The sequence below is a fragment of the Actinomadura physcomitrii genome (genome assembly GCF_008923205.2).
GTDB lineage: Bacteria > Actinomycetota > Actinomycetes > Streptosporangiales > Streptosporangiaceae > Spirillospora > Spirillospora physcomitrii.
This window is the reverse complement of record NZ_WBMS02000008.1, coordinates 45,716-68,643: the sequence shown is the minus strand read 5'-3', so window position 1 is coordinate 68,643 and position 22,928 is coordinate 45,716. Positions and strand designations below refer to the sequence as shown.

The 22,928-nt window shown below is 73.4% G+C and carries 22 protein-coding genes; 14 read left to right on the top strand and 8 right to left on the bottom strand.

The genetic code is table 11. The annotated features are described in order from the left end of the window. Positions 1 to 115 precede the first annotated feature (115 nt). The 3 genes from ald to F8568_RS12120 all read left to right on the top strand — a co-directional run bounded on the left by ald (position 116) and on the right by F8568_RS12120 (position 2,359). Positions 116 to 1,231, top strand: a complete 1,116-nt coding sequence (gene ald, locus F8568_RS12130; RefSeq protein WP_151593635.1) for an alanine dehydrogenase — start codon at positions 116 to 118, stop codon at positions 1,229 to 1,231. A 152-nt stretch (positions 1,232 to 1,383) separates the two neighbouring features. Then, the gene (locus F8568_RS12125; RefSeq protein WP_151593634.1) at positions 1,384 to 1,983 is read left to right on the top strand and encodes a histidine phosphatase family protein; all 600 of its coding nucleotides are present in this window, start codon (positions 1,384 to 1,386) and stop codon (positions 1,981 to 1,983) included. A gap of 76 nt (positions 1,984 to 2,059) precedes the next feature. Next, positions 2,060 to 2,359, top strand: coding sequence for a metal-sensitive transcriptional regulator (locus F8568_RS12120; protein ID WP_151593633.1), 300 nt, complete (start codon positions 2,060 to 2,062; stop codon positions 2,357 to 2,359). On the opposite strand, the gene F8568_RS12115 is transcribed toward F8568_RS12120, so the two are convergent. Next, positions 2,343 to 2,912 carry a MarR family winged helix-turn-helix transcriptional regulator gene (locus tag F8568_RS12115; protein WP_236008678.1) on the bottom strand — a complete coding sequence of 190 codons (570 nt, stop codon included), beginning with the start codon at positions 2,910 to 2,912 and terminating at the stop codon, positions 2,343 to 2,345. The genes F8568_RS12120 and F8568_RS12115 overlap by 17 nt on opposite strands. A gap of 115 nt (positions 2,913 to 3,027) precedes the next feature. Between F8568_RS12115 and F8568_RS12110 the strand changes: the two genes are divergently transcribed. Next, a complete protein-coding gene (locus F8568_RS12110; protein ID WP_151593632.1) occupies positions 3,028 to 4,590 on the top strand; it encodes a DHA2 family efflux MFS transporter permease subunit in 1,563 nt (520 codons plus the stop codon). Positions 4,591 to 4,624: 34 nt separating this feature from the next. Here F8568_RS12110 and F8568_RS12105 read toward each other — a convergent pair whose 3' ends face one another. From F8568_RS12105 to ggt, 3 genes are all read right to left on the bottom strand, one after another. Then, entirely contained in the window at positions 4,625 to 5,542 is a 918-nt protein-coding gene (locus tag F8568_RS12105; protein WP_328600832.1) for an oxygenase MpaB family protein, read from the bottom strand. A gap of 88 nt (positions 5,543 to 5,630) precedes the next feature. After that, a complete protein-coding gene (gene cutA, locus F8568_RS12100) occupies positions 5,631 to 5,990 on the bottom strand; it encodes a divalent-cation tolerance protein CutA (protein WP_151593631.1) in 360 nt (119 codons plus the stop codon). Positions 5,991 to 6,026: 36 nt separating this feature from the next. Further along, entirely contained in the window at positions 6,027 to 7,904 is a 1,878-nt protein-coding gene (gene ggt, locus F8568_RS12095) for a gamma-glutamyltransferase (protein WP_328600831.1), read from the bottom strand. Between the two features lie 414 nt (positions 7,905 to 8,318). Between ggt and F8568_RS12090 the strand changes: the two genes are divergently transcribed. The 5 genes from F8568_RS12090 to F8568_RS12070 all read left to right on the top strand — a co-directional run bounded on the left by F8568_RS12090 (position 8,319) and on the right by F8568_RS12070 (position 14,698). Next, complete coding sequence (locus F8568_RS12090; protein WP_236008677.1) at positions 8,319 to 10,367, top strand: amino acid permease; 2,049 nt, start codon at positions 8,319 to 8,321, stop codon at positions 10,365 to 10,367. A gap of 161 nt (positions 10,368 to 10,528) precedes the next feature. Continuing rightward, positions 10,529 to 11,353: an NUDIX hydrolase gene (locus F8568_RS12085; RefSeq protein ID WP_202124835.1), complete on the top strand. Its 825-nt coding sequence runs from the start codon at positions 10,529 to 10,531 to the stop codon at positions 11,351 to 11,353. Then, positions 11,353 to 12,393: a molecular chaperone DnaJ gene (locus F8568_RS12080; RefSeq protein WP_151593797.1), complete on the top strand. Its 1,041-nt coding sequence runs from the start codon at positions 11,353 to 11,355 to the stop codon at positions 12,391 to 12,393. Before F8568_RS12085 ends, F8568_RS12080 begins: the two co-directional genes overlap by 1 nt. A gap of 12 nt (positions 12,394 to 12,405) precedes the next feature. Further along, positions 12,406 to 13,380 (top strand): hypothetical protein, encoded by a 975-nt coding sequence (locus tag F8568_RS12075; protein WP_151593629.1) that lies wholly within the window; start codon positions 12,406 to 12,408, stop codon positions 13,378 to 13,380. 13 nt (positions 13,381 to 13,393) lie between these two features. Then, positions 13,394 to 14,698: an adenylosuccinate synthetase gene (locus F8568_RS12070; RefSeq protein ID WP_151593628.1), complete on the top strand. Its 1,305-nt coding sequence runs from the start codon at positions 13,394 to 13,396 to the stop codon at positions 14,696 to 14,698. On the opposite strand, the gene F8568_RS12065 is transcribed toward F8568_RS12070, so the two are convergent. Together F8568_RS12065 and F8568_RS12060 are read right to left on the bottom strand one after the other, a co-directional pair. After that, positions 14,653 to 16,095 carry a purine-cytosine permease family protein gene (locus F8568_RS12065; RefSeq protein WP_151593627.1) on the bottom strand — a complete coding sequence of 481 codons (1,443 nt, stop codon included), beginning with the start codon at positions 16,093 to 16,095 and terminating at the stop codon, positions 14,653 to 14,655. The two genes, F8568_RS12070 and F8568_RS12065, sit on opposite strands and share 46 nt — an antisense overlap. Positions 16,096 to 16,130: 35 nt before the next feature. After that, positions 16,131 to 17,093, bottom strand: a complete 963-nt coding sequence (locus F8568_RS12060) for an isopenicillin N synthase family dioxygenase (protein WP_151593626.1) — start codon at positions 17,091 to 17,093, stop codon at positions 16,131 to 16,133. A 239-nt stretch (positions 17,094 to 17,332) separates the two neighbouring features. Here F8568_RS12060 and F8568_RS12055 point away from each other — a divergent pair, with 239 nt between their 5' ends. The 4 genes from F8568_RS12055 (at position 17,333) to F8568_RS12040 (ending at position 21,342) form a co-directional block, all read left to right on the top strand. Further along, positions 17,333 to 19,309, top strand: coding sequence for a hypothetical protein (locus F8568_RS12055; RefSeq protein ID WP_151593625.1), 1,977 nt, complete (start codon positions 17,333 to 17,335; stop codon positions 19,307 to 19,309). A 23-nt stretch (positions 19,310 to 19,332) separates the two neighbouring features. Then, complete coding sequence (locus F8568_RS12050; RefSeq protein WP_151593624.1) at positions 19,333 to 20,037, top strand: 3-keto-5-aminohexanoate cleavage protein; 705 nt, start codon at positions 19,333 to 19,335, stop codon at positions 20,035 to 20,037. A 50-nt stretch (positions 20,038 to 20,087) separates the two neighbouring features. Beyond that, on the top strand, positions 20,088 to 20,825 hold the full coding sequence (locus tag F8568_RS12045) for a neutral zinc metallopeptidase (RefSeq protein ID WP_202124834.1): 738 nt from the start codon (positions 20,088 to 20,090) through the stop codon (positions 20,823 to 20,825). Positions 20,826 to 20,964: 139 nt separating this feature from the next. Further along, entirely contained in the window at positions 20,965 to 21,342 is a 378-nt protein-coding gene (locus F8568_RS12040; protein WP_160573594.1) for an STAS domain-containing protein, read from the top strand. A gap of 9 nt (positions 21,343 to 21,351) precedes the next feature. On the opposite strand, the gene F8568_RS12035 is transcribed toward F8568_RS12040, so the two are convergent. Further along, entirely contained in the window at positions 21,352 to 21,648 is a 297-nt protein-coding gene (locus tag F8568_RS12035; protein WP_151593622.1) for an MTH1187 family thiamine-binding protein, read from the bottom strand. Positions 21,649 to 21,662: 14 nt separating this feature from the next. Next, positions 21,663 to 22,055, bottom strand: coding sequence for a DUF7715 family protein (locus tag F8568_RS12030; RefSeq protein WP_151593621.1), 393 nt, complete (start codon positions 22,053 to 22,055; stop codon positions 21,663 to 21,665). A gap of 61 nt (positions 22,056 to 22,116) precedes the next feature. Here F8568_RS12030 and F8568_RS12025 point away from each other — a divergent pair, with 61 nt between their 5' ends. Continuing rightward, positions 22,117 to 22,890, top strand: coding sequence for an enoyl-CoA hydratase-related protein (locus tag F8568_RS12025; protein WP_151593620.1), 774 nt, complete (start codon positions 22,117 to 22,119; stop codon positions 22,888 to 22,890). The last annotated feature ends 38 nt before the right edge of the window (positions 22,891 to 22,928 follow it).

Sequence of the window (22,928 nt, the reverse complement as noted above, 5' to 3'; positions counted from 1 at the left end):
TTTACACCTTGTCATCGAAAAGAGCGATGACTTTGCAACCTGCACATGGCAAGGAGGGGTCCGCGCACCGCACGCTGTAGGCATAGGTCCTGGTCAGCGTTGACGGAGGAGCCCCGTGAAGATCGGCGTCCCGCAAGAGATCAAGAACCACGAGTACCGCGTGGCCATCACCCCGGCGGGCGTGCACGAGCTCACCCGGCACGGCCACGAGGTGTTCGTCGAGCGCGGCGCCGGCCTCGGCTCCCACATCCCCGACGACGACTACACCGCCGCGGGCGCCAAGATCCTCGAAGGCCCGGACGAGGTGTGGGCCGAAGGCGACCTGATCCTCAAGGTCAAGGAGCCGATCGCCGCCGAGTACCACCGGATGCGCGCCGGCCAGACCCTCTTCACCTACCTGCATCTCGCCGCGTCCCGCGAGTGCACCGACGCGCTGCTGGCCGCCGGTGTGACCGCGATCGCCTACGAGACCGTCCAGCTGCCGGACCGGTCGCTGCCGCTGCTCGCCCCGATGTCGGAGGTCGCCGGGCGGCTCGCCCCGCAGGTCGGCGCGTACAACCTGATGGCCTCCAACGGCGGCCGGGGCGTGCTGCCGGGCGGCGTGCCCGGCGTCGCCCCCGCGAAGGTCGTGGTGATCGGCGGCGGCGTCTCCGGGCTGAACGCCGCGCAGATCGCGGTCGGGATGGGCGCGGACGTCACCGTCCTGGACCTCGACGTCGACCGGCTCCGCCGCATCGACGCGATCTACCAGGGCCGGATGCGGACGCTGGTGTCCAACGCCTACCTGGTCGAGCAGGAGGCGCGCGCCGCCGACCTGGTGATCGGCGCGGTGCTGATCCCCGGCGCCAAGGCGCCCAAGCTGATCTCCAACGACCTCGTCGCCGCCATGAAGACCGGGTCGGTCCTGGTCGACATCGCCATCGACCAGGGCGGCTGCTTCGAGGACTCCCGCCCCACGACGCACGACGCCCCCACCTACAAGGTGCACGGCTCCACGTTCTACTGCGTCGCCAACATGCCCGGCTCGGTGCCCAACACCTCGACGTACGCGCTGACCGGCGTCACCCTCCCCTACGCCGTGCAGCTCGCCGACAAGGGCTGGCGCCGCGCGCTCCACGAGAACGCCGCCCTCGCCAAGGGTCTCAACACCCACGCGGGCGAACTCGTCTACGACCACGTCGCCGAGGCCCACGACCTCCCCTACACCCCCCTGGCCTCGATCCTCGACTGATCACCCCGCACCGAACTACGCCCCCTGGGTTCCAGGGGGTCCCCCTGGCTTGAACCCCAGCCACCTCACGGGCGGGCACGCGGAGCGAGCCCTGCGAGCGCAGCGGGGGGTTCCAAGGGGGGTCGTCCCCCCTGGGAAATAGGGTGAAGCCCATGGGGGCGCTGATCTTGCTGCGGCATGGGGAGACCGAGTGGAGCCGCGATCGGCGGCACACCGGGCGCACCGACCTGCCGCTGACGGCGCGCGGCGAGGAGCAGGCGCGGGCGCTTCCCCCGCTGCTGGCGCCGCGGCACATCGTCCGGGTGGTGTCCAGCCCGGCGGAGCGGGCCCGGCGCACCGCCGAGCTCGCGGGCCTCGCGGTCGACGAGACGGACCCCGACCTCTGGGAATGGGACTACGGCGGCTATGAGGGCGTCACCACGGCCGGCATCCGCAAGGACCGGCCCGGCTGGTACCTCTGGAACGACGGCGTGGTCCCGGGCGACGCCGAGCATCCCGGCGAGACCGTCGAGCAGGTCGGGAAGCGGACCGACGCGGTGCTCGCGCGGGTGCGGCCGCTGCTGGCGGACGGCGACGTGGCACTCGTGGCGCACGGGCACGTGCTGCGCGTGCTGACCGCCCGCTGGCTCGGGCTGGAACCCGCGCTCGGGCGGGCCTTCGCGCTCGCCACCGGGACGCTGTCGCTGCTCGGCACCGAGCACGGCCACCCGGTGATCGATTCGTGGAACGTCCCGGCCGATCCGACCGCATAAAATACCCCTTGGGGGATCTCCCCCGGCGGGGCGTCCCAGGGACCCGCACGGCCCCGGAGTGATTGCGAGGACGGAGATGGCGACCGGCGAGACCCCCACCCGCGGGTACACCGCCACCAAGGACCAGCTGCAGACCCGGCTCGCCCGGATCGAGGGGCAGGTCCGCGGCATCGACCGCATGGTGGCCGACGACCGCTACTGCATCGACATCCTCACCCAGATCAGCGCCGTCCAGGCGGCCCTGGACAAGGTCGCGCTGGGGCTGCTGGACGGGCACGTCCGGCACTGCGTGGCGGAGGGGACGCACGAGGGCAAAGGCGAGGAGATGTCCACCGAGCTGATGGCGGCGGTCGGGCGGCTCATGCGCCGGGGCTGACCCCGCCGCAGAGCGGGTCGTCCTTCCCGGTCCGCTCCATCATCTCGACCAGGGTCCGCCAGCCGTGCAGGAAGTGCTCGCGCTCGGCGGGGCCGAGCGCCTCCAGCGTCATCCGCAGCGGCCGCAGCCGCCGCCACGCGAACCGCTCGACGAGCGCGCGGCGCTCCTCGGCCAGGCTGACGATCATGCGGCGGCGGTCCCGCTCGTCGGGGCGCCGGTCGACGAAGCCGCCGCGCTGCAGTTCCCCGACGAGCTGGCTGACGGTGGCGGGGCTGAGCGCCATGTGCCGGGCGAGGACGCCGACCGGGACCGGCCCGTTCAGCACCAGGCCGATCAGCACCGGGACGTGGCGGGGGCCGAGCCCGGCCGCCTTGACCAGCTCGATCAGCTCCTCGGCCTCGTCCTGTGCCCTGCGGCCCTTCATGCCGCGGAACATCCGGCCCATGATCTGGACCATCGCCTCCAGATCGGCGTCCACGGCGGTGCCCGTGCGGGCGGACGCGCCGTCCGGCGCGCCACCGGGCGTGACGACCGCGCCTGTTTTTCCGGACATACCTTGAAGTTCAACACATTCCGTGCTGCAGTGTAAACACGTTGAACTTCAAGGCGTTTCACGCATTTCCCACTGGGGACACGGGGCAACCGGAACACACACGAGGGGGCCGACCATGGCCGAGAGCCCGCCCACCGACCTCGCGCCGCCGGGCGCGTCCGCCGCGACCGAGCGCCTGGATCCGCAGGTCATCCTCCTCGGTCTCGTCATCGTCTCCGGGACCGTCATGGCGATCCTGGACACCACCATCGTCAACGTGGCCCTGCAGACGCTGGGCAAGGACTTCGACGCGAGCCTGTCCACCATCCAGTGGACGATCACCGGCTACACGCTCGCGCTCGGCACGGTGATCCCGATCACCGGCTGGGCGGTCGACCGGTTCGGCGGCCGTCGGGTGTGGATGCTGTCGATCGTGCTGTTCGTCGCCGGGTCGGCGCTGTCGGGCGCGTCCTGGAACATCGAGTCGCTCATCGTCTTCCGCGTCCTGCAGGGGCTCGGCGGCGGCATGCTGATGCCGACCGGCATGGCCATCCTCACCGTGGCCGCCGGGCCGCGGCGGGTCGGCCGCATCATGAGCATCGTGGGCGTGCCGATGCTGCTCGGCCCGGTGCTCGGCCCGGTGCTCGGCGGCTGGCTGGTCGAGGACGTCGACTGGCGCTGGATCTTCTTCGTGAACCTCCCGGTCGGCGCGCTCGCCTTCGCCCTCGCCTGGTGGAAGGTGCCGCACGAGCAGGAAGGGCACGGCGGAGGCGGCTCCTCCGCGCTGGACCTGCGCGGGCTGTTCCTGCTGCCGCCCGGGTTCGCGCTGCTGATCTACGGGCTGTCCACCGCCAACAGCAACGGCGGCTTCGGGAACACGTCCACGATCGCGTGGCTGGTCGCCGGCGCCGTCCTGGTGGCGCTGTTCGTGCTGCACAGCCTGCAGCGGCGGGAGCGGTCGCTGATCGACGTGCGGCTGTTCACCGACCGGACGTTCGCGACCGCGTCCGTCGCGGTGTTCCTCGTCGGCATCGCGCTGATGGGCTCGATGCTGCTGATCCCGCTGTACTACCAGACCGCCCGCGGCGAGGGCGCCCTCGCGGCCGGGCTGCTGCTGGCCCCGCAGGGCCTCGGCGCCGCCACCGCGATGCCGCTGTCCGGCATCGTCGTCGACAAGCTCGGCGCCGGCCGGATCGTCCCGGTCGGCATCGTGCTGCTGGTGGTCGGGACCATCCCGTTCGCGCTGGTCGGCGCGGACACCTCCTACTGGTACCTCGGCGCCGCCCTGTACGTGCGGGGCCTCGGCCTCGGCTGCACGATGATGCCGACGATGTCGGCCGCGCTGACGACGCTGGCCCGCTCGGCGGCGTCGCGGGCGAGCAGCACGCTGAACATCCTCGTCCAGCTCGGCGGCTCGGTCGGGGTGGCGCTGCTCGCCGTCATCCTGTCCCGCCAGATCAGCTCGCGGCTGCCGCAGATGGGCGGCGACGGCGGCACCGCCGGGGTGGGGCAGATCCCCGACCGGATCCGCGAGCAGGTCGCGCCGAAGCTCGCGGACGCGTTCGGCACCACGTTCTGGGTCTCGATGATCCTCACCGCGGTGCTGATCGTCCCGGCGCTGCTGCTCCCCAGGCACGGCAAGGACACCGCAGGCGGACCGGACACCGCGCAGGGCGACGCTCCCCCGCCGGTGGCCTGACCGGGCTCCGCTCGCCTCGGGACGGGACGCCGTCTCAGGACGCCATCGACCAGCCGGCCGGGTCCGCCTCGTGCGCGCGCGTGAGGCGCCTGGCCCGCTGGGCGTCCGGCGAGTACCTGAACCGCTCCGGGACGACATGAGTCGTCCGGTACAGGCCCTTGAGCGCCAGCGTCGCGGCCAGGTCGGACGTCGGCAGGCCCGGCAGCCCGTACATCCGGCGGGCCCAGCGCGGCAGCGTCGACACGACCAGCATCGCCACGCCCGGGGCCGCCAGCTTCAGCGGCAGCAGGTGCTGCGGGACGGCCGGGCTGAACATCCGCTTCAGCCCCTCGCGGGCCTCCCGGCACGCGAAGATCCGCCGCCGCATGTCCGTGTAGTAGTCCGCCATCTCGGCGACCGAGCCGGGCACGTCCGCCGGGTCGAGGCCGACGACCGCGGCGGCGCGGCGCTGCTCGTCGACGAACGCGTCGGCGTCGGCGGCGGTCAGCGGGACACCGGCGCGGCGCGCGACGTCGAGGTAGGAGTCGACCTCGCCCATGTGCACCCAGAGCAGGTTCTCGGGGTCGTCCACCGGGAACGTCTCGCCGGTGCGCAGGTCGAGGCCGGTGAGCTTGGAGTGCAGCTTGCGGACGCGGCGGCCCCCCCGCTCGACCTCCTCGTGCGTGCCGTAGGTGCGCACCCGGACGAACTCGACCGTCCGGCCGAGCCGCGCCCACGCGGCGTCGGGGTTCATCAGCTCGGAGTTCTGCGCCGTGCCCCACATCGTCCGGGGGTGCAGGGCCTGCAGCAGCAGCGCCCGGATCCCGCCGACGATCAGCACCGGCTCGCCCATCACCCGCCAGGTCACCGAGCCCGGACCGAACAGGCCGGTGTCCTCGTGCTCCCCGTCCTCGCGGACCTCGAACTGCTCGCGCACGTCGACCGCCTTCCTCTCCGCGGCCGAGGAAACCACGCCCGCCACGGTAAATGAAGACTTACCCGGCTATGGCATGCCTCACACGGGCCCGGCGCGACAGCAGTCCGGCACGGCCGGGCGCCGCTCAGTCCTCCGGCTCGTCCACCGCCTCGTCGCGCTCGCCCGGCTCGGTCTGCTCGGCGACCCAGGCGAGGTAGTCCAGGCTGCCCGCCACCACCGGCGTCGCGATGATCTCCGGGGTGTCGTAGGAGTGCAGGTCGGTGATCAGGGTGGCGAGCTCGTCGAAGCGGTCGGCGGTGGTCTTGAACACCACCATCCACTCCTCGGCGGTCTCGATCTTGCCCTCCCACCAGTAGGTGCTCGCGATCGGGCCGACGAGCTGGGCGCACGCGGCGAGCCGTTCGGCGACCGCCGACCGGGCCAGCCCGGCCGCCTCGGACCGGGCGTCGGTGGTGGTGGTCACCTGCACGTAAGACTGCGCCATGCCACCACTACTTCCCGCTCGCCCGGTCCGCACTCGTCACGGGCCGGCCGGGCGCACGACCAGCGCGCTGCCGCCGCCGCGCCGGACCGGCTCGGCGACCGCCTGGACGAGGCCGGGCCGCAGGAACTCCAGCCCGGTGGCGGCGCCGATCACGCCCGCCGGCGGCCCGGGGAACACCTCCAGCCGGTGCCCGCGCGCCGCGAGCGCCTTGCCGTACTTGTCGATGAACGCCTGCTCGGCGAAGACCTGCGGGGTGTTGCGCTGGGTGGCGCGCGGCGCGGCGAGCGCGGTGGGCAGGTCCATGCCGAGGTCGAGCCGGTTCACCAGGATCTGCAGCACGGTCGTGATGATCGTCGACCCGCCGGGCGTGCCGACCGCCAGCTTCGGCAGCCCGTCCTTGAGCACGATCGTCGGCGCGATGCTGCTGCGCGGCCGCTTGTGCGGGCCGGGCAGGTTCGGGTCGGGCAGGCCGCCGGGCGCGGACGGAGTGAACGAGAAGTCGGTCAGCTCGTTGTTGAGCAGGAACCCGCGGCCGGGGACGGTGAGGGCGCTGCCGCCGAACTGCTCGATCGTGACGGTGTAGGAGGCGACGTTCCCCCACTTGTCCGCGACGACGAGGTGGGTCGTCTGCGGTCCCTCGGCGGCCAGCACCCTCGTCTGGGTGCCGGGCGGGACGCACGGCTGGTACTGGCCGTCCGGGCTGCCGGGCGCGACGGGCGCGGCGGCGGCCTGGTCCGGCTTGATCAGGCAGGCGCGCTCGCGGGCGAACCCCTGGGACAGCAGCTCGTCCAGCGGCACCTTCACCTTCGCGGGGTCGCCGACGTAGGCGCCGCGGTCGGCGTAGGCGAGCTTCGACGCCTCCAGGTAGTAGTGCAGCGCGGTGACGGGGTCGCGCGGGTCGAGGCGGAAGTTGCCGAGGATGTTCAGCGCCTCGCCGACCGTGGAGCCGCCGGACGACGACGGCGGCTCGCCGTACACGTCGTACCCGCGGTAGGAGACGTGCGTCGGCTGCTTGGACAGCGCCTTGTAGGCGGCCAGGTCGCCGGTCTTCAGCACGCCCGGCCGGACCACGCGGTCCGCCTCCGGGTCGACCGGCGGCCTGGTGACGGTCCGGACGATCTCCCTGCCCAGTTCGCCCTTGTAGAGCCAGCCGATGCCGTGCGCGGCGAGCTGCCTGTAGGTGTTCGCGAGGTCGGGGTTCTTGAACACCGACCCGACGGCGGGCGGCTTCCCGCCGGGCAGGAACAGCTTCCGGGTCGGGAAGATGTCGCGGAACCGGGCCTCGTTCGTCGCGGTCTGGTCGTAGAACTCCTGGTCGACCACGAACCCGTGCTCGGCGACCTTGATGGCCGGCTGCAGCAGCGCGCCCAGCTTGCGGGTGCCGAACCGGCGCAGCGCCAGGTCCCACTGGGCGAGGGTGCCGGGCACGCCCACGCTGAGCCCGCTGGTGACGGCGTCGGCGAAGGAGAGCGGCTTGCCGGTCGCCGGGTCGATGAAGTAGTCCGCCTTCATCGCCGCCGGGCCGGTCTCGCGGCCGTCCAGCGCGTACACCTTGCGGGTCCTGGCGTTGTAGTACGTCATGTATCCGCCGCCGCCGATCGCCGACACGTACGGCTCGGTGACGCCGAGGGTCGCGCCCGCGGCGACGGCGGCGTCCATCGCGTTGCCGCCCCGCTTGAGGATCTCCAGCGCGGCGCGGCTCGCGTCCGGGTCGACGGTGGAGACGGCGCCGCCGTAGCCGGTCGCGACGGGCTGCTTGGCCGGCGGATTGTGGCCGGGCGGCGCGGCGGGCGCGGGCGGGGCCGCCGACGCGGCAGCGGGCACGGCGAGCGCGGCGGTGACGGCGAGCGCGGCGGCGGACGCGGTGCGGCGGAGGGCTCTCGAGGGCGAGGGGCGCTGTGCTGGGCGGGACACCGAACCTCCTGTGGGACGCGGCGTCCCTACGGTGTCACCGATCTTCACCGATCGCCACCGTCCGCACCGGCCGACCCCGGCCGCCCGCGGCACCGGCCTGCCCCGGCCGCTCGGCCGCCGTGGCCGCCGGGTTGTGGATTCCTGTCGGCGGCGCGCCGCGGTCGAAAGATTTCCTTCGGAATGGCGGCTTTTGGCGGGAACGGTCCACCAGAAACGGACTCGGCATCCGCCTCTCACCTGCGGCTCCTTCCGCCATACTGGCGGGCGGGGGTTCGGCAGGATCCGACAACAGACGGGCGACAGCAATCCGCCGGAAAACGTTGCGATTATGGTCATACCTGGTGAATTCTTAGGGACTTCGACAACACCGTCTCTCGCGATCAGCGGCGCGGGTTCGGGCCAGGGGGGATACCTATGACCTGGGACGTCCGCATGCGCAACAACATGTTCCGCAGGCTGCCGGTGGAGCAGGCGACCGGCCGGCTGTACGGCGGCCGGCACCGGCTGAGGGTGGTGTACCGGACCCGGGACCTGATCGTCCTCGGGCTCGGCGTGATGATCGGCTCCGGCATTTTCAAGATCTCCGGAGAGCAGGCCGCGACCACCGCCGGCCCGTCGGTGATCATTTCCTTCCTGATCGCCGGCGGCGTCTGCCTGCTCGCCGCGCTGTCCTACGCGGAACTGTCGTCGATCGTCCCGGTGGCGGGCAGCGCCTACTCCTTCAGCTACGTCGCGTTCGGCGAGATCTGGGCGTGGGTGGTCGGCTGGGCGCTGGTGCTGGAGCTGCTGCTCGCCGCGTCGGTCGTCGCGCGCGCCTGGTCGCTGTACGCCACCCAGGCCCTCGCCGACTTCGCCGTGCCCGTCCCGTCCTGGCTCGCCGGCGTCATCGGGCAGGAGAAGGGCTTCGACCTGTTCGCGTTCGGCATCCTGGTGCTGCTGATCACCATGCTCGCCACCGGCAGCCGGCTGAGCCTGCGCAGCCTGTGGTTCATGGTGATGGCCAAGCTGATCGTGATCGGGCTGGTCGTCGCGACCGGGCTGAAGTTCTTCCACGCCGGCAACCTCACCCCCTTCGTGCCGCCCGAGCAGCCCGCGCCGGACGGCGCCACGACCGTGCTGGACGCGCTGCTCGGCGCGGTCACCGGCAGCAAACCGGGCGTGTTCGGCATCTGGGGGATCTTCGCCGCCGCGCCCGCGATCGCGTTCGCCTACATCGGCTTCGACCTGATCGCGACCGCGTCCGAGGAGACCGACGACGCGCCCCGCAAGGTGCCGCGCGGCATGCTGACCAGCCTGGCGATCGCCGTGGTGCTGTACGTCGCGGTCGCCGTCGCGATGGTCGGCATGGTCTCCACCGACCGGCTCGACCCGGCCAAGCCGCTGCTCGCCACCGCGTTCGGGCTGGTCGGCGCCGACTCCATGGGCAAGATCATCGACATCGGCGCGGTGCTGGCGCTGACCACCGTGATCCTGGTGGTGCTGATCAGCCTGACCCGGGTGGTGTTCTCCATGTCCCGGGACGGCCTGCTGCCCCGCCCGATCGCCGTGATGAGCCGGTACCGGGTGCCGTCGCGGGCGACGCTGGTCGCGGGCGGCGCGGCGGTCGTGATGTCGCAGACGATCAACGTGCTCACGCTCGAGCAGATGGTGGTGATCGGGACGCTGTTCGCGTTCCTGTTCGTCTCGGCGGCCGTGCTCGCGCTGCGCCGCGACCGCCCCGACCTGCACCGCCCGTTCCGCGTCCCGGCGGCGCCCGTCACCGCCGCCGCCACGATCCTCGCGACCGGCTGGCTGATGCTGAACCTCAAGGTGCAGACGTGGGGGTACTTCGCCGTCTGGATGGCCGCCGGCATCGTGATCTACCTCGGGTACGGCCGCCGCAAGAGCCAGATGAAGCTGCTGCTGGACGCGCCGCCGCCCGACCGCCCGGTCGCCGCGCCGATGGACGCGCCGCCGCCCGGGGTGGCGCCGTTCGACGGGTCGTTCGCCGGGCCGCCGCAGGGCGGCGGGTTCCCGGCGCCGGCGCCCGGCCAGTACGGGGCCGGGTCTCGGCCGAACGTCCCCGCGCCGGAGAGCCCCTACCCGACCGGGCGGTACTCGGTGGGGCGCAGGCCGAGCGGCCGGGGTCCCGGCGAACCGTACGAGCGCGCCCCCTACCGGCCCGCCGAAGGCTACGAGCGGGAGGCGCGCGCGCAGGGCGGCCCCGGTCGGGGACGGTACGCGCGCGACGACGCGGCGGAGCAGCCGGACGATCCGTACGCGCTCGATCCCGGGGTGCCGGGCCCGTTCGCATCCGGCCCGCATCCGGGCGACCGGTACTCCGCCGGGCAGTTCGGCTCCAACCCGTACGAGGGCGGACGCTACGGCACCGGCCACCACGCCCGGGACCCGTACGACCAGGAGCCCCACGAGGACGGCGAGCACGAGGAGCCGCCGTACCCGGGCGGGCGCCACCGCCGCTGACGCTTGCTCCGCAGAGCGCCGTCTCCCCTGGTGGGAGGCGGCGCTTCGCGCATGTGCGGGAAACCGGCTGGACATACCGACACACTCCGGATTTCGTTCTTCTCATAACGAGATGAACTCAAGCTGAGACTTACTCAGTCCGAGACCATGGAGAGGCGCGGATGTCCCCGGAACCGATGCGCGACGAGAGCGAGTTCCTCGCGAGCTACGACCCGCGCGCCTACGACCCCGTCGCCGTGACCGTGGACGTCGTCGCCCTCACCATCCGGGACGGCGCGCTGCACGTCCTGCTCGTCCGCCGCGGGGGCGCGCCGTACGCGGGCATGTGGGCACTGCCCGGCGGCTTCGTGCACGCGGGCGGCCGGCGCGAGGCCGAGGACCTGCCGGACGCCGCCGTCCGCGAGCTGGCCGAGGAGACCGGCCTCAGCGGGAAGGACGGCGCGCTCGGGCGCGTCCACCTGGAGCAGCTCGGCACCTACGGCGCCCCCGGCCGCGACCCGCGCATGCGCATCATCTCCGTCGCCTACCTGGCGTTCGCGCCCGAGCTGCCCGACCCCGAAGCGGGCGGCGACGCCGCCGACGCGGCATGGGTCGCGGTGGACGCGCTCGGCCTGACCGAGTCGGGCGACCAGCGGCCCGGCACCACCCGGCGGCTCGCGTTCGACCACGCGCGGATCCTCACCGACGGCCTGGAGCGCGCCCGCGACAAGCTCGAGTACACCCCGCTCGCCACGGCGTTCTGCGGCGCCGAGTTCACCATCCCCGAGCTGCGCGCCGTCTACGAGGCGGTCTGGGGCGAGGAGCTGCACGCCGGCAACTTCCACCGCAAGGTCCTGTCGGTCCCCGGCTTCGTGGAGAGCACCGGCGCCACGTCCGACAAGGGCGGCCGGCGCGGCGGCCCCCGGCCCCGCCTCTACCGCGCGGGCGACGCCCGCCTCCTGCACCCCGCACTGCTGCGCCCCAGCCGCGAGGAAGAGATCAGGTGATGCACGTGAACACCCGCGACCTCGACGACGCGCTCGCCCGCCTCGACCGCGCGCGCGTCCCCGCCGACCTGTTCGGCGACGACGCCGCCGAGGCGGCGCGGCGCTACCGGCGGCTCGTCCGGCTCGTCCACCCGGACGCGACCGGCGGCCGCACCCGCGACGCGTTCGTCCGGCTGAACACGCTGTGGCGGACCTACAACCGGTCCGACCCGGCCGTGCTCACGACCCGCCGGCACTCCTACCGCATCGCGGGCGACCCGGTCTCCGGCGACCTCGCCCAGCTCTACCGGGCCGGGACGGACACCCGGCCGGGCGGGGTGCTGCTGAAGATGCCGCGCGACCCCCGCGACGGCGACCTGCTCGAACGCGAAGCCGTCGCGCTGCGGCAGCTCCCCAAGGACGGCGACGGCCGGTTCCTGCCGTACGTGCCTTACCTCGTCGAGTCGTTCCGCCACAAGGACCCCGTGACCGGGACGCAGCGGCAGGCGAACGCGGTCGCCGCGCTCGCCGGGTTCCGCACGCTGGCCGAGGTCAAGGCGGCCTACCCCGGCGGCGTCGACCCGCGCGACGCCGCGTGGATGTGGCGGCGGCTGCTCGTCGGGCTCGGGTTCGCGCACCGCGCGGGCGTCCTGCACGGCGCGGTGCTGCCCGACCACGTCATGATCCATCCCGACGAGCACGGGCTGGTCCTGGTCGACTGGTGCTACTCCGTCCCCGGCTGCTACTCCTACGCCGACGCGACCGGGCGCGTCCCAGCGCTGGTCGAGCGGTACCGCGACTGGTACCCGCCGGAGGTGCCGGCGCAGCGTCCCGCGAGCCAGGCCACTGACATCTACATGGCCACCCGGTGCATGACCGACCTGATGGGCGACCAGGCGCCCAAGGCGATGCGTTCGTTCGCGCGCGGCTGCCTGCTGACCGCGCAGAACCGCCGCCCACACGACGCCTGGCGGCTGCTGGGCGAGCTGGACGAGCTGCTCGAACGGCTCTACGGCCCGCGGCGCTTCCGCCCCTTCCACCTGCCCGCCGTCACCCACTGAAGGAGAACGTCCATGGGAAGCGGAAACTGGTCCACCGACGTCTACGCCGCGCGCGCGAGCTACCGCGCGTCCACCGGCGCCAGCGCGTTCGCCTACAGCGACGGCGGCGCCACCACCGTCCACCCCGACCTCGACCCCAAGGGCGTGAAGGTCCGCGAGAGCCGCGATTCCGACGACCACCCCGAGTCGCTGGCGATCGGCGTGCTGTTCGACGTCACCGGCTCGATGGGCGGCGTGCCGCGCACCCTGCAGACCAAGCTGCCCGACCTGCTCGGCCTGCTGCTGCGCAAGGGCTACGCCGCCGACCCGCACATCCTGTTCGGCGCGGTCGGCGACGCGACCTGCGACCGGGCGCCGCTGCAGATCGGCCAGTTCGAGGCCGACAACCGGATGGACGACGACCTCGGCAGGATCCTGCTCGAGGGCGGAGGCGGCGGCCAGATGCGCGAGTCCTACGAGCTGGCCATGTACTTCATGGCGCGGCACACCTCGATCGACTGCTTCGAGAAGCGCGGCAAGCGCGGCTACCTGTTCATGATCGGCGACGAGCTGGCCTACCCGAAGATCAAGCGGCGCGAGGTCGCCAAGGTCATCGGCGACGACCTGGAGCGCGACCTGCCGATCGAGGACGTGCTGCGCGAGCTGCAGCGGACGTACGAGGTGTACTTCATCATCCCCGAGGGCACCTACCACTCCGGCAGCCGCGAGCTGAAGGAGTTCTGGCAGGGGCTGCTCGGCCAGCACGTCCTCTACCTCGACGACCTCGACGCGGTGTGCGAGACGATCGCGCTGACCGTCGGGCTCGCCGAGGACGCCATCGACCTGGACGAGGGCCTGGACCACCTGGCCGAGGCCGGCTCGAACGCGGGCGCGTCGGTGTCGCGGGCGCTGGCCCGGCTGGACGCGTCGCGCGCGCCGGTCGCGGTGTCGGCGGCGCCGCCCGGCCTGGACGCCGCCCCGGGCCCGTCCGCGACGACGCGGCTCTGAGGGCAGGGCCGCGATGGGGCACGTCATCGTCGTCGACCTCGGGTACGGGGACGCGGGCAAGGGCACGGTCGTCGACCACCTCTGCGCCGCCGCCTCGGGCACGGCGTCGCCGGTGACGGCGGTCGTCCGGTTCAACGGCGGCGCGCAGGCGGCGCACAACGTCGTGGCGGACGACGGCCGGCACCACACGTTCGCCCAGTTCGGCTCGGGGACGTTCACGCCGGGCGTCCGGACGCACCTGTCGCGGTTCATGCTCGTCGACCCGCTCGCGCTCGCCGCGGAGGCCGACCACCTGCGCCTCCTCGGCGTGCGCGACGCGCTGGACCGGCTCACCGTCGACCGGGACGCGCTGCTCACCACGCCGTACCACCGGGCCGCCAACCGCGCGCGCGAGCGGGCGCGCGGCACGGCCCGGCACGGGTCGTGCGGGATGGGCATCGGCGAGACCGCGTCCTACGCCCTCGCGCACGACGACGCGCCGCGCGCGGGCGACTGCCTGTCCCCCGCGCGGCTGCGCCGGCGCCTCACCGCCCTGCACGACTGGTACCGGGCGGCGTTCCCGTCCGGCGAGGACGTCCCGGACGCCACCGCCTGCGCGGACGCGTTCACCGCGTTCGCCGCGCGCGTCCGGATCGTCGGCGGCGGGCACCTGCACGGCCTGCTCCGGTCGGGCGACGTGGTGTTCGAGGGCGCGCAGGGCGTGCTGCTCGACGAGTGGCACGGCTTCCACCCGTACACGACCTGGTCGACCACCACGTTCGCCAACGCCGAGACGCTGCTGGCCGAGGCCGGGGAGGCGGGCGCGGCGGCGCGGCTCGGCGTCCTGCGGACGTACGCGACGCGCCACGGCCCGGGGCCGTTCGTCACCGAGGACGCGGCGCTCACCGCCTCCCTGCCCGAACCCCACAACGGCACCGGCCCCTGGCAGGGCGCGTTCCGCGCCGGCCACCTCGACGCCGTCGCCCTCAGGTACGCGCTGGAGGTCGTCGGCGGCGTGGACGGCCTGGCGGTCACGCATCTGGACGTCGCGGGGGCGCGTCCCGACCTGCGGATCTGCCGGGCCTACACGACGCCTGCCGGTCCGGTGGACCGGCTGCCGGCGGGTGCGGGCGACCTGGACCGCCAGGCCGCCCTCACCCGGCGGCTGGCGTCCGCGCGGCCGGTCTACGCGCCGCTCGGCCGCCGTCCGGTCGAGACGATCGAGGACGCGCTCGGCGCCCCGGTCGTCCTGACCTCGCACGGCCCGGCGGCGTCCGCCAAGCGCGCCACCGGTCAGCCGCTCTCGCGGAAGCCGGGCACCTTGCGCAGCACCGCGTAGAGCAGCGCCGCCAAGGCGAACCCGACCGCGAACGTGATGTCGCCGAACGACGGGTGGTGGCTCGGCACGATCCCGACGTACTTCTCCTGGTTGGAGAACAGCCACACCGACACCACGACGGCGACCGCCATCGCCGCCGGCCCAGCCCAGTTGCGGCGGCGGACGTCGAACACCATCGCGTCCACCCGCGCGTCCGCGTCCCGCACCGACCAGACGCCGCGCCGCAGCACCAGGTCGGCCAGCACCACGCCGAGCCACGGCCCGATCCAGTACGCGATGACCAGCAGGAACGCCTCGTAGTCGTGGCCGGCGTCGTCCAGCCCGAAGTAGGCGACGACGAGCCCGACCGCGCCGAACGCCCCGGCGACGAGCGCGCGCTGCAGCCGCACCGGCAGCGGCAGCCGGATCCCCGTCGCGACGAACGACATCGACCCGGAGTAGATGTTGATCGCGTTGGCGCCGACCGCGCCGACCGCGATGACCAGCAGGGTGAGGTTCGCGACGAGCGAGGGCAGGTGCCCGGTGAACGCGCCGGTCGGGTCGGCGAGCGCCGTGCCGCCGAGCGTCGCCGACGCCGCGCCGACGATCTGCAGGACGGTGCAGCCGGCGAAGACGCCGAGCGCCGCCCACAGGCCCGCGGCGCGCGGGCTCGTCGCGGCCGGCAGGTAGCGGGTGTAGTCGGCGGCGTAGGGGTTCCAGCCCGCCGCGTACCCGAAGCTCGCGCCGACCACGATGAGGAACGCGCCGATCCCGCCCGGCCCGGCCCCGTCCGGGGCGGGCGCACCGAAGTCCGCCTTCGCCAGGATGATCACGGACGCGACGCCGAACACCACCGCCAGCGCCGGGAACGCGTACCGCTCGTAGGCGTGCACGAGGTTGTGCCCGAAGAACGCGACGCCCGCCTGCAGCGCGACCACGACCGCCAGGCACAGCGGCTTCGGCATCCCGGTCAGCGTGTTGAGCGCCAGCGACCCGCTGACGCTGTTCACCGCGAACCAGCCGACGCCGCCCGCCACCGAGTTGATCGCGGACGGCAGCATGTTGCCGCGGTGCCCGAACGGCACCCGGCCGAGCACCATCTCCGGCACCCCGTAGCGGGGGCCGCGCGCCGACAGGACCGCGTGCGTCGCCGAGCCGAGCAGCGTGCCCGCCACGATCGCGGCGGCGGCCTGCCAGAACGTCAGCCCGAACGCGGCGACCGCGAGCACGCCGAGGAACACCGTCGCGAACTCCAGGTTCGGCGACGTCCAGGTCCACAGCAGGTCGATCGGCCGGCCGTGCCGCTGGTCGAGGGGGATGAAGCCGGCGCCGCCCGGCTCGACGGCGGCGACCCGGGCGCCGTAGTCGCCCTCGCGGACGACCACGCCCGCGGGCACGCCTTCTCTCATCTCGGTCATCGGGGGGACCTTTCCGCTGTTCGGCCGAGGCGCGCTCAGGCGAGGGTGATGGCGTCGAGGCGTTCGAGGAGGAAGTCGTGCGCGCGCACGGCCGCGCCGCCGGCGGTGCGGCCGACGGGCGGGCCGAGCGGCTCGATGCGGGCGTCCGGGTCGCACTCGTAGAAGAAGATCAGCGACACGAGCTCCTCGTCCGGGGCGCTCGGGTCCGGCGGCAGGACGCGGTGCCGGTTGGACGTCCAGCGGCCGCCGGTCCAGTGCGCGAGCAGGTCGCCGACGTTGATGGTGAAGGAGTCCTCGACCCACGGGGCGTCCACCCAGCCGGCCTCCCGCGAGTGCACCTGCAGGCCGCCCACGCCGTCCTGCCGGTCCAGGACCGTGACGGTGCCGAAGTCGGTGTGCGGGCCGATCCGGAACTGGCCGGGCTCCGGCTCCCCGAGCTGCGACAGCGGCGGGTAGCGGTTGATGTTCAGGGTGAAGGACGGGTGCCGGGCGTGCGCGGTGAAGAACCCGGGCGGCAGGCCGAGCGCGGCCGCGCACAGCGCGAGCAGATCGTCCGACAGCCGCTTCATCCGGGCCAGGTAGCGCGTCAGCAGCGCCTCCAGCTCCGGCACCTCGCCCGGCCACACGTTCGGCAGGAACCACTCGGCGTCGAAGAACGGGTCGCCGGTCGGGCGGTCCGCGCCCACCGCGAAGGTCTCCTTCAGGTCCGGCGGCGTCGCGGTGCCCTCGGCGTACCCGTTCGCCTCGACGCCGGGCGGCAGCCAGCCGCGCTCGCCCACGGTCGCCGCGTACCGGTACTTGACCTCCTCCGGAAGCGCGAAGAAGCGCTTGGCGGCGGCGCGGATCGCGGCCCGGTCCGCGGCGGGCACCCCGTGCCCGGTGACGACCAGGAAGCCGATCTCGCTCAGCGCGGCGTCCACCCGCGCGGCGACGGCGGCGCGGTCGCGCTCGCCGCCGTGGAACCAGGGGCCGAGGTCGATGATAGGGACGGCGTCCATGGAACGGTCCTTTCCGGGGCGGGTGCGGCGCTGCGCTCACTATCGCTTGCGGTCAGGGCCGGATCACCCCCCGAAACGGAGATGAAACCGTCACTTCGCGAGATTTAACGTGGCCGGAACACGCGGCGGCCGGTCCCCCGCGGATGACCGGCATCGGCCGAGATCGCACGCCCATTGACCGCGGGCCGCGCTGAGACCAAGATCTCTCCGAACGTCGCGGATCTCCCCGGAGGTGGACGATGCGTGTCCTGTCCCTGCGCGCCCTCTCGGCGGGCGCCGCTCTGGTCCTGTCCGCGGCGCTGCTCGCCGCCGCGCCGGCGTCCGCCGGCGCCGCCCCGGCCGCCCCCGCAAGCGACGGCTGCGACCCGATCGACCCGGCGTCCTGCCTGCTGCCGTTCCCGAGCGACTGGTACACCGAGCCCGACCCGCGCACCGCCACCGGCCTGCGGATCGACATGCGCACGACGCTGAAGAACGCGCTCGGCCTGCCCGTCTCGCCGGACGAGTGGAACCGCGCGGACGGCTTCTCCCCCGGGTCCGAGCTGCTCAGCCGCGTCCCGGGCATCGACCTGGCGCGCACCGGCGCCGCGCCCGTCACCGACATCGGCGCGTCGCTGAAGCCGGACGCGCCGATCGTCATCGTCGACACCGCGACCGGGCAGCGGTGGCCGTACTGGGCCGAGCTCGACGCCAACGCGCCCGACGACCGCAAGGCGCTGATCGTCCGTCCCGCGAAGAACTTCGTCGAGGGCCACCACTACGCGGTCGCGCTGCGGAACCTGCGCGACGCGTCCGGGAACCTCATCAAGCCGAACGCCGCGTTCGCCAAGATCCTCGGCCCCGCGCTCCCGTCCACCGACCCGCTCCACGCCCGCCAGAAGGCCGAGAAGCAGGTGCTCGCGGACCTCGCCGAGCGCGGCGTGACCCGCGACGGCCTGTATCTGGCCTGGGACTTCACCGTCGCCAGCGCGCGCAGCATCGCCGGGCCGATGCTGCACATCCGCGACGACGCGCTCCGCAAGCTCGGCGACAGGTCGCCGTCGTTCCTGGTCACGCAGGTGACGAACGACGTCGACGACAAGATCGCGCGCGAGGTGAAGGGCGTCGTGTGGGCGCCGAGCTACCTCGACCAGTACGGCGGGCTTCCCGGGTCGGCGTTCCACTACGGCGCGGACGGGCTCCCGTCGCAGCTGCCCGGCAACAGCCAGGCCGTCCCGTTCCAGTGCGAGATCCCGAAGGCCGCGTTCGGCAAGCCCGCGAACCCCGCCCTCTACGGGCACGGGCTCCTCGGCAGCGAGAGCGAGGTCGACGCCGGGAACGTCAAGGCGATGGCCGCCGAGCACGACTTCGCGTTCTGCGCGACGAAGTGGATCGGCATGTCGGACGAGGACGTCCCGAACGTCGTCTCCGCCCTCGCCGACATCACCCGGTTCCGCACCGTCGCCGACCGTCTCCAGCAGAGCATGCTGAACTTCGTCTTCCTCGGCCGCGCGATGACCCGCGGGTTCGCCGCCGACAAGGCGTTCCAGGACGGCTCCGGCAAGCCGCTGATCGCGCCCGGCGCCCCGCTCACCTACGACGGCAACAGCCAGGGCGGGATCATGGGCGGCGCGCTCACCGCCGTCTCTCCCGACCTGCACCGGTCCGTCCTCGGCGTCCCCGCGATGAACTACAGCACGCTGCTCAACCGCAGCGCCGATTTCCCCCAGTACGCCAAGGTCCTCGACCTGTTCTACCCCGACAAGCTCGACCAGCAGATCGGCCTCGCGCTGATCCAGATGCTGTGGGACCGCGGCGAGGCCGACGGATACGCCTGGCACATGACCGACCACCCGTACCCGGGAACCCCGGCGCACCAGGTGCTGATGCACGTCGCGTTCGGCGACCACCAGGTCGCGACCGTCGCCGCCGAGGTCGAGGCCCGCACGATCGGCGCCCGCGTCCACGCCCCGACCGTCCGGGCCGGGCGCAGCCCCGACACGGTCCCGTACTGGAACATCCCGACGTTCGGCGCGTCCACCGGCGGATCGGCGATGGTCGTGTGGGACAGCGGCTCCCCCGCCCCGCCGACCACGAACACCCCGCCCACCGAGGGCCGCGACCCGCACTCCGACCCGCGCAACAACGCCGACGCGCGCCGGCAGAAGGCGGTCTTCCTGACCACCGGGCGGACCGTCGACGTCTGCGCCGGCGGCCCCTGCGTGATCACCCCCTGACCGGCGGCTGAGAGGATCGGAGCATGCTCCAGGTCTGCCCGAACGGAAGCCGGGCGCGGGGCGTCCCGGTCACCCCGGACGAGCTCGCGGCGGCCGTCCGCGCGGCGGTGGACGCCGGCGCGCAGGACGTCCACCTGCACCCCCGCGACGCCGCCGGCGCCGACACCATGGACCCCGGCCGCGTCGCCGCCGCGCTCGAAGCGGTCCGCGCCGCCGCGCCGGGCGTGCCCGTCGGCGTCACCACCGGCGCCTGGACCGCCGCCGACCCCGCCGAACGCGCCGCGCTGATCCGGTCCTGGACCGTGCTGCCCGACCACGCGTCGGTCAACTTCCACGAGGACGGCGCCGAACGCGTCGCCGCGGCCCTCCTCGACCGCGGCGTCGCCGTCGAAGCCGGGATCTTCTCCGGCACCGACGCCGCCGCGCGGTTCCTGCGCTGGCCGCGCGCCCGCGAGGTGCTGCGCGTCCTCGCCGAGGTCACCGACACCGACCCCGAGACCGCGACCGGCACCGCGAAGGACCTCCTGCACGCGCTCGGCACCGGCCACGGCCGGCCCGTCCTGCTGCACGGCGAGGACGGCGGCGCCTGGCCCGTCCTGCGCCTCGCCGTCCGGTTCAACCTGGACGTCCGCGTCGGTCTGGAGGACGTCCTCACCCTCCCGGACGGCACCGCCGCGGCCGACAACACCGCCCTCGTCCAGACCGCCGGGATGCTGCTCCAGGCATAACGGCCGGATCCGGCCCGACCGCCGGGGGACGCGCGTACGTATCCCCCAGCATGAACCGACGCCCCATCGCCGCCCTGGCCCTCGCCGCCGCGATGACGCTCACCGGCGCCTGCGAGTACACCGCCGCCGCCCGCACGGCCGCCCCCGCACGTCCCGCGCAGAGCCCCCGGGCCACCGGCTCGCCCACCGCCTCGCCGCGGACCCCCGCCACGCCGCGCCGCTTCGACGAGGCCGGGTTCGAAGGCGACCTCCGCACCGCCACCGCGATCACCGACCGCTTCTGGCGCCGGCACTGGACGCGGTTCTTCACCGGCGCCTACACGTCCCCGCGCGTCGTCGGCCTCTACGACGGCTCCGACCCCGCCGCCACCCCCACCTGCGGCGGCGAACCCCTCGAACGCGACAACGCCGAGTACTGCCCCGCCGGCGACTTCCTCGCCTGGGACGCGCACCTCATGCGGACCGGCTACGCCGGCGGCGACGCCTGGGTGTACCTCGTCGTCGCCCACGAATGGGGGCACGCCGTCCAGAACCGGCTGCAGCGCCGCCTCGTCTCGCCCGCCGCCGAACTCCAGGCCGACTGCCTCGCCGGCGCGACCCTCTACGGGTCCGCCGCCGACGGCGACCTCACCTTCGAGACCGGCGACACCCGCGAGATCGTCGACTCGTTCCAGGTCATCGGCGACACGACCCCCTGGACCAAGCCCGGCGACCACGGCAGCGCCTCCCAGCGGCTCCAGGCCTTCTCCCGCGGCGGCGCCCGCGGCGTCCGCGCCTGCTTCACCTGACCCGCCCGCGCAACCCGGTAAAACCCGGACCAGCGGAACGAACAGGAACATGCCGATCCGATGCAGCGGCTTGGCGACCATGCGTGCCCGCGCGATGCTTTTGAGTCACGGGATCGGCCCGAGCCATCTGGGGGGCACCATGAAGGACACCGCCGTCGCCATGGTCGTCATCGAGCACGAACGGCACACCACCGTCCTGCTCACCGGCGAGATGGACCGCGCGTCCGCCCCCGCCGTCCGGACCCGGCTCCTCGGCTACGCCGCACGCCCCATCGTCCTGGACATCGCCGGCGTCTCCTTCTTCGACTCCGAAGGCATGCGCGCCGTCTCCCACTGCGCCCGCCGCTGCGAGGACAACGGCGCCGCCCTCGCCGTCGTCGGCGCCCGCCCCTTCGCCCGCCGCATGTTCCACGTCCTCGGCCTCGACCAGCGCGTCCCCCTCTGCGCCTCCATGGACGAAGCCCTCTGGTGCGCCGTCCCCCGCACCGACGACGAGATCTCCGACTGGCTGACCTAGAACCCTCCGTCAGCCCCCGGACAGGTGCCGCTCGACGGACTCCACCTTCGCGTCCATCGCGCCCGTCACCCCCGGCCGCAGATCCGCCTTCACCACCAGGCTCACCCGCGGCGCCCGCGCCGCCACCGCGTCCGTCGCCGCCTTCACCACCGCCATCACCTCGTCCCACTCCCCCTCCACCGTCGTGAACATCGCGTCGGTGCGGTTCGGCAGGCCGCTCGCCCGCACCACCCGCACCGCCTCCGCGACCAGTTCACCGACGTCCTCCCCCACCCCGAGCGGGGTCACCGAGAACGCGACGAGCACAACGCACCTCCTGATCAGGGCTGGACGACCTGCCTGACCACGATCTCATTCAGCCGCCGCTCCACGATCACCCCCACCGGCCAGTCCCGCACCAGGCAGCGCAGCAGCGCCGCGTCGTGCTCCGCGAACGACGGATCGCACCCCTGCTGCTCCAGGCTCGAGCGGATCGCCTCCACATAGTCCTCGTCGGTGAACCCCGGCACCTCCCGCACCATCGCCGTCGTCGTCGCACGGTGCGAGTTCAGCCCCGCGAACGACCGGCCGCACCCGCAGCCGCCGTCCGGGTCGTCCCGGTCGCGGGCGCACACCACGCCGATGTGCACCAGCTCCCCCTCGACGCACCAGTCGAAGTCGTTGTCGCGCAAACCCTGGCCGGAGTTGGTGGCGGTGAGCAGTTTCAAGGCCATACCCCCTCGGAGTCCGTGGACGAGCCCACCGTACGACGAGGGTCTGACGTAACGTCGAGGCATGAGCGAAAACACCGATGTCCTCATCGAACGCGACGGCCCCTTCGCCACCGTCACCATGAACCGCCCGCGCCGCCGCAACGCTCTGTCCCGCACCTTCCTGCTGCAGCTCACCGATGCCTTCACCGAGATCGCCGGCACCGACGCCCGCGGCATCGTCCTCGCCGCCAACGGCCCCGTCTTCTCGGCTGGGCACGACTTCGCCGACATGGCCGGCGCGTCCCACGCCGACGTCCGCGACCTGCTGCGCGTCTGCACCGCCCTCATGCAGACGATCCAGTCCGTCCCGCAGGTCGTCATCGCCCGCGTGCACGGCCTCGCCACCGCCGCCGGCTGCCAGCTCGTCGCGTCCTGCGACCTCGCCGTCGCCGCCGAGAGCGCCGCGTTCGCCGCCCCCGGCGGCAAAGGCGGCTGGTTCTGCCACACCCCCCTCGTCGCCATCTCCCGCAACATCGGCCGCAAACGCGCCGCCGAGATGGCCCTCACCGGCGACACCATCGACGCCGCCACCGCCGCCGACTGGGGCCTCATCAACTACGCCGTCCCCGACGACGACCTCGACAAGGCCACCCTCGCCCTCCTCCAGCGCGCCACCCAGGGCAGCCCCCGCAGCAAGGCCCTCGGCAAGCAGGCCATGTACGCCCAGCTCGACCGCCCCGAAGCCGACGCTTACACCTACGCCGTCGAAGTCATGGCAGCTTCCAGCCAGACCCCCGAAGCCCAGGAGGGCATGCACGCCTTCCTCGGCAAGCGCCGCCCCACCTGGCCCGCCTGACCGCCGCCCCGGCCGCTTCTCGCTGGCCCCCGCCGACA